The organism is Pseudomonas sp. AGC41 (assembly GCF_057334555.1).
The window spans coordinates 114,874-122,880 of sequence record NZ_JBHFJB010000156.1 but is presented as its reverse complement, the minus strand read 5'-3'; the positions used below and the strand labels follow the sequence as shown (position 1 = coordinate 122,880).

The 8,007-nt window shown below is 60.4% G+C and carries 2 protein-coding genes, 1 rRNA gene and 1 pseudogene; all 4 read left to right on the top strand.

The genetic code is table 11. The annotated features are described in order from the left end of the window. The first annotated feature begins 5 nt into the window (after nucleotides 1–5). Nucleotides 6–121, top strand: a 5S ribosomal RNA gene (gene rrf, locus ACE04F_RS27050). A 155-nt stretch (nucleotides 122–276) separates the two neighbouring features. Then, entirely contained in the window at nucleotides 277–3,729 is a 3,453-nt protein-coding gene (gene recC / locus ACE04F_RS27045; protein ID WP_486110625.1) for an exodeoxyribonuclease V subunit gamma, read from the top strand. Beyond that, entirely contained in the window at nucleotides 3,726–7,415 is a 3,690-nt protein-coding gene (gene recB / locus ACE04F_RS27040; RefSeq protein ID WP_486110624.1) for an exodeoxyribonuclease V subunit beta, read from the top strand. The genes recC and recB overlap by 4 nt, the downstream gene beginning before the upstream one ends. After that, nucleotides 7,412–8,007: pseudogene (locus ACE04F_RS27035) on the top strand (exodeoxyribonuclease V subunit alpha); the annotation flags it as partial. The gene recB and the pseudogene ACE04F_RS27035, both read left to right, overlap by 4 nt.

Here is an 8,007-nt window from a genome sequence, read left to right as displayed (position 1 = left end):
AATTTCTTGACGACCATAGAGCATTGGAACCACCTGATCCCATCCCGAACTCAGAAGTGAAACGATGCATCGCCGATGGTAGTGTGGGGTTTCCCCATGTGAGAGTAGGTCATCGTCAAGATTAAATTCCGAAACCCCTATCTGCTGATGCAGGTAGGGGTTTTGTTTTGCCCGCAAGAAAATTCTTACGACAAGCGCAGAAAGCTCCCGGCTGTCACGGCCCCCCGACAGTGCTAAGGTTTCGCCCTGGCTTTTGCATTTTTCAAGGACGCCTTTATGCCGGACGCTAAGTCCCTCAGCCCTGCTTTCATGGTGGTCCACGGGAACCGCCTTGATGAGCTGCGCAGCCTGGTGATAAGCCTCATGCGGCGCTATCCGCTGGCCCCTCTTGAAAATGAAATCGCGCTCGTACAAAGCAACGGCATTGCCCAATGGCTGAAGCTGGCACTGGCTGAGGATCCCCTTGACGACGACATGGGCGGCTGCGGTATCGCCGCTGCAATTGATGTGCAGTTGCCAGGCAGTTTCATGTGGCAGCTCTATCGAATGGTGCTCGGGCGTGACGAGATTCCGGCCAAGTCCTTGCTGGACAAGGCTCCGCTTACATGGCGGCTGATGCGCCTCCTGCCGCAGCTGATTGAACAGCCCCATTTCGAGCCCCTGCGGCGTTTTCTGACCCATGACACGGACTTGCGCAAGCGATACCAGTTGTCCGAGCGCCTTGCAGATTTGTTCGACCAGTATCAGGTGTACCGAGCCGATTGGCTCGAAGACTGGGCGCAAGGGCGCCATCAGACCCGCAACGTCCGGGGTGAAATCAAGCCGCTCGCGCCGGCGAATTGCTGGCAAGCGGAATTATGGCGAGCATTATTGCTGGATGTGGGAGAGCAAGGCATGGCTCAAAGCCGTGCGGGTGTTCATCAGCGCTATATCGAGCGCATCAATAGTCTGGAAGCCGCACCAAAAGGTCTGCCTGCACGGGTAATAGTCTTCGGTATTTCCTCACTGCCCGCCCAGGCGCTCGAAGCCCTGGCCGGGCTGTCACGGTTCAGTCAGGTTCTGCTGTGCGTCCATAACCCCTGCCGTCATCATTGGGCAGATATCGTGGCCGACAAGGATCTGCTTCGCCACCAATACAAGCGGCAGGCACGCAAGAGCGGCATGCCGGACGTCCTGGACCCGCAAACCTTGCATCAGCATGCTCATCCGTTGCTGGCTGCCTGGGGGAAGCAGGGGCGCGACTATATCAACTTGCTCGACAGCTATGACGAGCCAAACACCTATCGCTCGGTATTTAGCGAAGGGCGGATCGACCTGTTCAGCGAAGGCAATCCCACTACGCTCCTCAGCCAGTTGCAGGATGACATTCTTGAGCTGCGGCCACTGAGCGAAACCCGGGAAAAATGGCCCGCGGTCGATACCACGCGAGACGGATCGATCCGTTTTCATATCGCCCACAGCGCCCAGCGTGAAGTCGAGATTCTTCACGATCAGTTGCTTGCCCATTTCAGCAAGGACCCGGCTTTACGTCCTCGGGATATCATCGTCATGGTCCCGGACATCGACAGTTACGCGCCGCATATCCGCGCAGTATTTGGCCAACTCGACCGGGTCGATCCGCGTTTCATTCCTTTCACCCTGACGGACCAAGGCCAGCGTGGACGCGATCCGCTGCTGATTGCCGTCGAGCATTTGCTGAAGCTTCCCGATAGTCGCTTCCCCGTCAGCGAAATCCTTGATTTGCTGGACGTCCCGGCATTGCGTGAGCGATTTGGCATCGATGAGGCCGATTTACCGACGCTGCACCGTTGGATCGAGGGTGCAGGCATCCGTTGGGGGATAAGCGCCGAGCATCGAGCCGGGCTGGGCTTGCCCGCGGAGTTGGAGCAGAACAGTTGGCGTTTCGGCCTGCGTCGCATGTTGTTGGGGTATGCCGTCGGTGATTCGCAAGCCTATGAAGGCATAGAACCCTATGATGAAATCGGCGGTCTGGATGCCGCGTTGATCGGTCCGTTGGTTGCGTTGCTGGATGCCCTGGAGGTCGCTTGCCAGGCGCTCAGTCAGCCCGCTCCGCCCCAGGATTGGGGCATGCGCCTGCATGATCTGATGCAGTTGTTCTTTCTGGCGAGCAACGAGCATGACGATTATCTGCTGGCCCAGCTCGAGGACTTGCGTGAAAACTGGTTGGAAACCTGCGAGTCGGTCGGCCTTCACGACGAACTGCCGTTGACGGTTGTCAGAGAGGCCTGGCTGGCGGGGCTGGATCAAGGGCGACTGTCTCAGCGCTTCCTCGCCGGAGCGGTCAATTTTTGTACCTTGATGCCGATGCGGGCGATCCCCTTCAAGCTGGTCTGCCTGTTGGGCATGAACGATGGTGATTACCCGCGGGCCCAGCCTCCGTTGGATTTCGATCTCATGGGCAGTGATTATCGACCGGGGGATCGCTCTCGACGAGAGGACGATCGTTACCTGCTGCTGGAAGCGCTGCTTTCTGCGCGGGAAAAACTCTACATCAGTTGGGTCGGGCGCAGCATCCGCGACAACAGCGAGCGGCCTGCCTCCGTCCTGGTCGGCCAGTTGCGCGATCATCTCGCAAGTGGCTGGCAGTTGGCGGGTGGCCATGGCGACCTTCTTGAAGCGCTGACCCAGGAGCACCCCCTGCAACCGTTCAGCGCTCGTTATTTCTACCAGGGCGATGAGCTGTTCAGCTATGCCAGCGAATGGCGAGGACTTCATGAAGTTCATGAGGATGCTGGCACGCCTGGGGCCCTGGAGCCCTACGTTCAGGAGGAGCCCCTGGGGATAGGTCAGTTGCAGGATTTCCTGCGTAATCCTGTCCGGCATTTTTTCAGCCAGCGACTCAAGGTGTTCTTTGAGCCTCTCGAAGCCCCATTGGCGGACGACGAACCTTTTATCCTGGATGCCCTGCAGCGCTATAGCCTGAGCGACAGTCTGCTCGAGGCTGCCCTTGTTCGCCTTGACCAAGCGGACCTTGCATTGGAGGCCCACGCCAGGAGGCTTCAGAACAGCGGCCTGTTACCCATGGCTGGCTTTGGCCAATGTATGCAGCGTGAATTGATCGAGCCGCTGCCTGATCTGCTGCAACGCTACCAGCAACTTCTGGCGCTATGGCCGACTCCGCTGACCAGTGCCGTGCCCGTCAGCCTGCAATTACACGGTGTGAGCATTGAAGGTTGGCTCAGCGGCCTGCACCAGCGCTCCGATGGTGCGGTCCTTGCCATTACCGCCATTCCAAACGGTATCGGTTCTACCAGGACCCGGAAATGGCACCGCTTGATACGACCCTGGGTGAACCATCTCGTGGCTTGCGCCAACGGTCTGTCGATGACGACGGCATTGGTCGCCAGCGATGACAGCTTGCTGCTGAATCCCTTTGACGAGTCGGTAGCCCGCAAGCTGCTCGGCGATTTGTTGCAAGCCTGGCAGGCTGGCATGCGCCAACCGCTGCCAATCGCAGTGAAGACCGCCTTCGCCTGGCTCGGTCAGAGTGATCCGGACAAAGCCGAATCGGCCGCTCGAAAAGCCTACGAAGGCGATGGGCTGACGTCTGAAGGCGAGCGGCGCGAAAGCCCCGCCCTGGCTCGGCAATATGCCGACTTCGATGCGCTTGTCGCTGACGAAACATTTCCCGACTGGTGTGACGCGCTCTATCGACCGCTCCTGGAAGCACCGTGGCGTTCGTTGGCGGGTGAGGAAGCGCATTCATGAGTCGACAAACACCCTTGGCGCTGGCTTTCCCACTGCGTGGCAGTCAATTGATCGAAGCCAGCGCAGGAACTGGCAAGACCTTTACCATCTCGGCGTTGTACTTGCGCCTGGTGCTGGGACATGGCGGCTCGACGGCCGGCTTTGGCCGTGAGCTGCTTCCTCCGCAGATACTGGTGGTGACTTTTACCGACGCTGCCACCAAGGAATTGCGCGAACGCATCCGCACCCGCCTCGCGGAAGCGGCGCGTTTTTTTCGTGACGAGATTCCCGCTCCCGACGCGTTGATAAACGCATTGCGTGATGAGTTTGATACAGGGCAATGGCCTGGCTGTGCGAATCGGCTGGATATCGCCGCGCAATGGATGGATGAAGCAGCCGTTTCGACGATCCACAGCTGGTGCCAGCGGATGCTTCGTGAGCATGCCTTTGATAGCGGCAGCCTGTTCACCCAGACCCTGGAAACCGACCACAGCGAATTGCTCGGCGAGGTGCTGCGCGATTATTGGCGATTGTTCTGCTACTCGATGGAGGGTGAGGCACTGGACTGGGTGCGAGCGCACTGGGGCGGTCCTGCTGCGTTGTTGCCACGGGTGAGGGGGTTGTTTGCCAGCTCGCGAGGTGGTGACGAGGGGCTTGAACCGGCGGAACTCATCGCCGCATCCCTGCGCGAGCGCAGCGCAGCCTTGCTCGATCTCAAGGCGCCTTGGCGGCAGTGGGCGGTGGAGTTGCTGGAGATCTGCCAGCAAGGCGTAGCCAATAAAACCGTCGACGGACGCAAGATGCAGGCTCGTTACTTCGAGCCATGGTTTCAGAAAATATCGGCGTGGGTTGAGGACGAAACCCTGGAGTTGCTCGACATCGGCAGCGGCTTCACGCGCTTGACGCCCGAAGGCATGGCCGAGGCCTGGAAGGGCGACGTGCCCAGCCACCCAGGGCTGGACGCCATGGCGGGCCTGAAAGCCGGCCTGGATGCCTTGCCCACGCCTGACGCTGCGGTGCTGCAGCATGCTGCGCAGTGGGTCGGGGCGCGCTTCGAGGCGGAGAAGCGGCGCCGGGCGGAAATGGGATTCGACGACATGCTGCTGCGCCTGGACGCAGCTTTGCAGGCTGAAGGTGGGGAGCGCCTGGCGAGCCTGATTCGCGAGCAGTTTCCGGTTGCGCTGATCGACGAGTTCCAGGACACCGACCCGGTCCAGTACCGCATCTTCGAGAGCATCTATCGCATTGGCGACAACGATCCTGAAACGGGGCTGTTCCTGATCGGGGATCCGAAACAGGCCATCTATGCGTTTCGCGGCGCCGACATCTACACCTACCTGCGCGCCCGTGAAGCCACTGCCGGCAGGTTGCACACGCTCGGGACGAATTTCCGTTCCAGTCACGCCATGGTCGGTGCCGTAAATCATATTTTCCAATACGCCGAATCGCGTCCGAATGGGCGCGGGGCTTTTCTGTTCCGCGAGCCATCGGGTAAGAATCCGGTGCCATTCCTGCCGGTCGGGTCCCAGGGCCGCAAGGAATCCTTGCAGCTTGCGGGGCGGACCGTTGCTGCCTTGAATATCTGGCACCTGGCCTCGGACCAGCCGCTCTCCGGAGCGGTGTATCGACAGCAAATGGCCGTGGCCTGCGCCAGTGAAATCACGGCGCTGCTCAATGGCGGCCAGTCAGGGCACGATGGCTTCGTTGGTGATGGGGAAATTTTAAGGGGGCTTCGACCGGCGGATATCGCTATCCTGGTGCGTGATGGCAAGGAAGCGCAGGCCGTGCGAAACGAGTTGTCGGCACGGGGTGTGCGCAGCGTTTATCTATCCGATAAGGACTCGGTCTTCGCCTCGCAGGAGGCAAGGGATTTGCTGGCCTGGCTCAAGGCTTGCGCCGAGCCGGACGTCGAGCGGCCGCTGCGGGCTGCGCTGGCCAGCGTCACCCTGAATCTGCCGCTTGCAGAGCTGGAGCGCCTCAACCAGGACGAGTTGGCCTGGGAACGTCGAGTCATGCAGTTCCGTAGCTATCGGGTGGTCTGGCGCACCCAGGGCGTGCTGCCCATGCTGAGGCGCCTGCTGCATGACTTCAAGCTGCCCCAGGCCTTGATGATGCGTGGCGATGGCGAGCGGGTGCTGACCAACCTGTTGCATCTGTGCGAGCTGTTGCAGCAGGCCGCCGTCGAGCTGGATGGCGAGCAGGCCTTGATTCGCTATCTGTCCGAACACCTTGCATTGACCGGGCAGGCGGGCGAGGAACAGATCCTGCGCCTGGAAAGCGACGAGCAACTGGTCAAGGTGGTCACGATCCATAAATCCAAGGGGCTTGAGTATCCGTTGGTCTTCCTGCCGTTCATATGCTCGACGAAGCCGGTGGACGGCACTCGATTGCCGTTGCATTACCACGATGAAGCCGGTCATGCGCAGATCAGTCTTACGCCCAGCCCCGAGTTGATCGCCAAGGCCGACGACGAACGCCTGGCCGAGGATCTTCGGCTTCTATACGTGGCGCTTACCCGTGCGCAGCATGCCTGCTGGTTAGGTGTGGCCGATCTCAAGCGAGGCAGTAACAGCCGCTCGATCCTGCATCTGTCTGCGGTGGGGTATCTGCTGGGCGGTGGTGCGCCGTTGACCGAGTCGGCGGCGTTGAGACGTTGGCTGGAAGATCTGCAGCAGGGCAGCGAGGCGGTGAGCTGCCTGGACATGCCGCAGGCCAACGATCAACACTACCGTCCCCCACGCAATGATGCTGCGTTGCTGGCACCCTTGCTGCCGGTACGTAAAGCCAGCGAGAACTGGTGGATCGCTTCTTATAGCGCACTGCGCTTTGGAGAAAGTCTCAGCGCCGGCGCTGACTCTGCGCCGGAGAACCCGCAGGCGCAGAAAATGTTCGATGACGAACGGCTTGATCCCGACGCTCCGAGGGAAGTCATTGCCGTCGGTGGTGATATCCATCGTTTCCCCCGCGGCCCCAACCCCGGTACGTTCCTCCATGGTCTTTTGGAATGGGCCGCCGGAGAAGGATTCAGCGCCTCGCCAACGGCCATCGAAGATGCCATCGCGCGACGTTGCAACCGACGCGGCTGGAAAGGCTGGATCAGCACCCTTGGAGCCTGGTTGCAGCACTTGGTCACGACGCCTTTGCAGATCGGCGGCGGACAGCCTCCGGTGGTACTGGCTCAGTTGAGCCAATTCCAGGTCGAGATGGAGTTCTGGTTCGCCAGTCACAAGGTCGATGTGCTCAAGCTTGATGAACTGGTTTGCCAGTCCACCCATGGTGGCGTGGCTCGTATCGCCGCGGAACCGGTACTGCTCAACGGAATGTTCAAAGGGTTTATCGACCTGACCTTCGAGCATGACGGCCGGTATTACGTGGCTGACTACAAATCCAACTGGCTGGGCAGCGATGACATGGCTTACACCGCTCAAGCCATGGAGCAATCGATTCTGGATAATCGTTACGACCTGCAATACACGCTGTATCTGTTGGCGCTGCATCGCCAGCTCAAGGCGCGCCTGCCCGACTATGACTACGACCGGCATGTCGGGGGCGCGTTGTATCTGTTCCTTCGCGGCACATGTGCAGCCAGCCAGGGCGTGTTTTTCACCAAGCCCCCTCGAGCACTGATCGAACAGCTTGACCGCCTGTTCCAAGGAGCACCCGCGCCCAAGGCCGAGCCGGCATGGGTGCAAGGAGAATTGTTATGAGTCGCTCCTTTGCCGACCTGCTGCCTCAATCGCTCGACGACGAAGGGCTGGTCGACCTGGCGCCCCTGAGTCGTGCAGAGGACCTGTTGCTGTTGCTCACGCGCTGGGTGGAACGTGGCTGGTTGCGGGCGCTGGACAAGGCATTCGTCATGTTCCTCCATGAATTATCGCCTGGCGATGATCCGCTGGTATTGCTGGCGGCTGCGCTGACCAGCCACCAACTGGGCCATGGGCATGTCTGCCTGGACCTGTTCGAGACACTCAAGGAACCTGATTTCGCCCTGTCACTGCCCCCCGAGGGCGACCTGCAGACGGGCGTGATGCTGTTGCCTTCGCAGATACTGAGAACGCTGGACGGTGCCCATTGGTGCAAGGTCCTGGCGTCCAGCCGCCTCGTGGCCCTGGCGGTCGATGGCAGCGAGGAGGCGCAGCAGCGGCCACTGGTATTGTCCGGCAAACGGCTTTACCTGCGTCGTTACTGGGGCTACGAGCGACGGATCGACGCGGCGTTGCGTCAACGCCTGGCCGAACAGGAAAGCGCCCCTGATGATCTGCGCGAGCGTCTGGACGGACTGTTGGGGCCGGCCAGCAC

Coding starts and splice junctions, on each gene's coding strand:
- recC (WP_486110625.1), top strand. CDS start 277: ATGCCGGACGCTAAGTCCCTCAGCCCTGCTTTCATGGTGGTCCACGGG.
- recB (WP_486110624.1), top strand. CDS start 3,726: ATGAGTCGACAAACACCCTTGGCGCTGGCTTTCCCACTGCGTGGCAGT.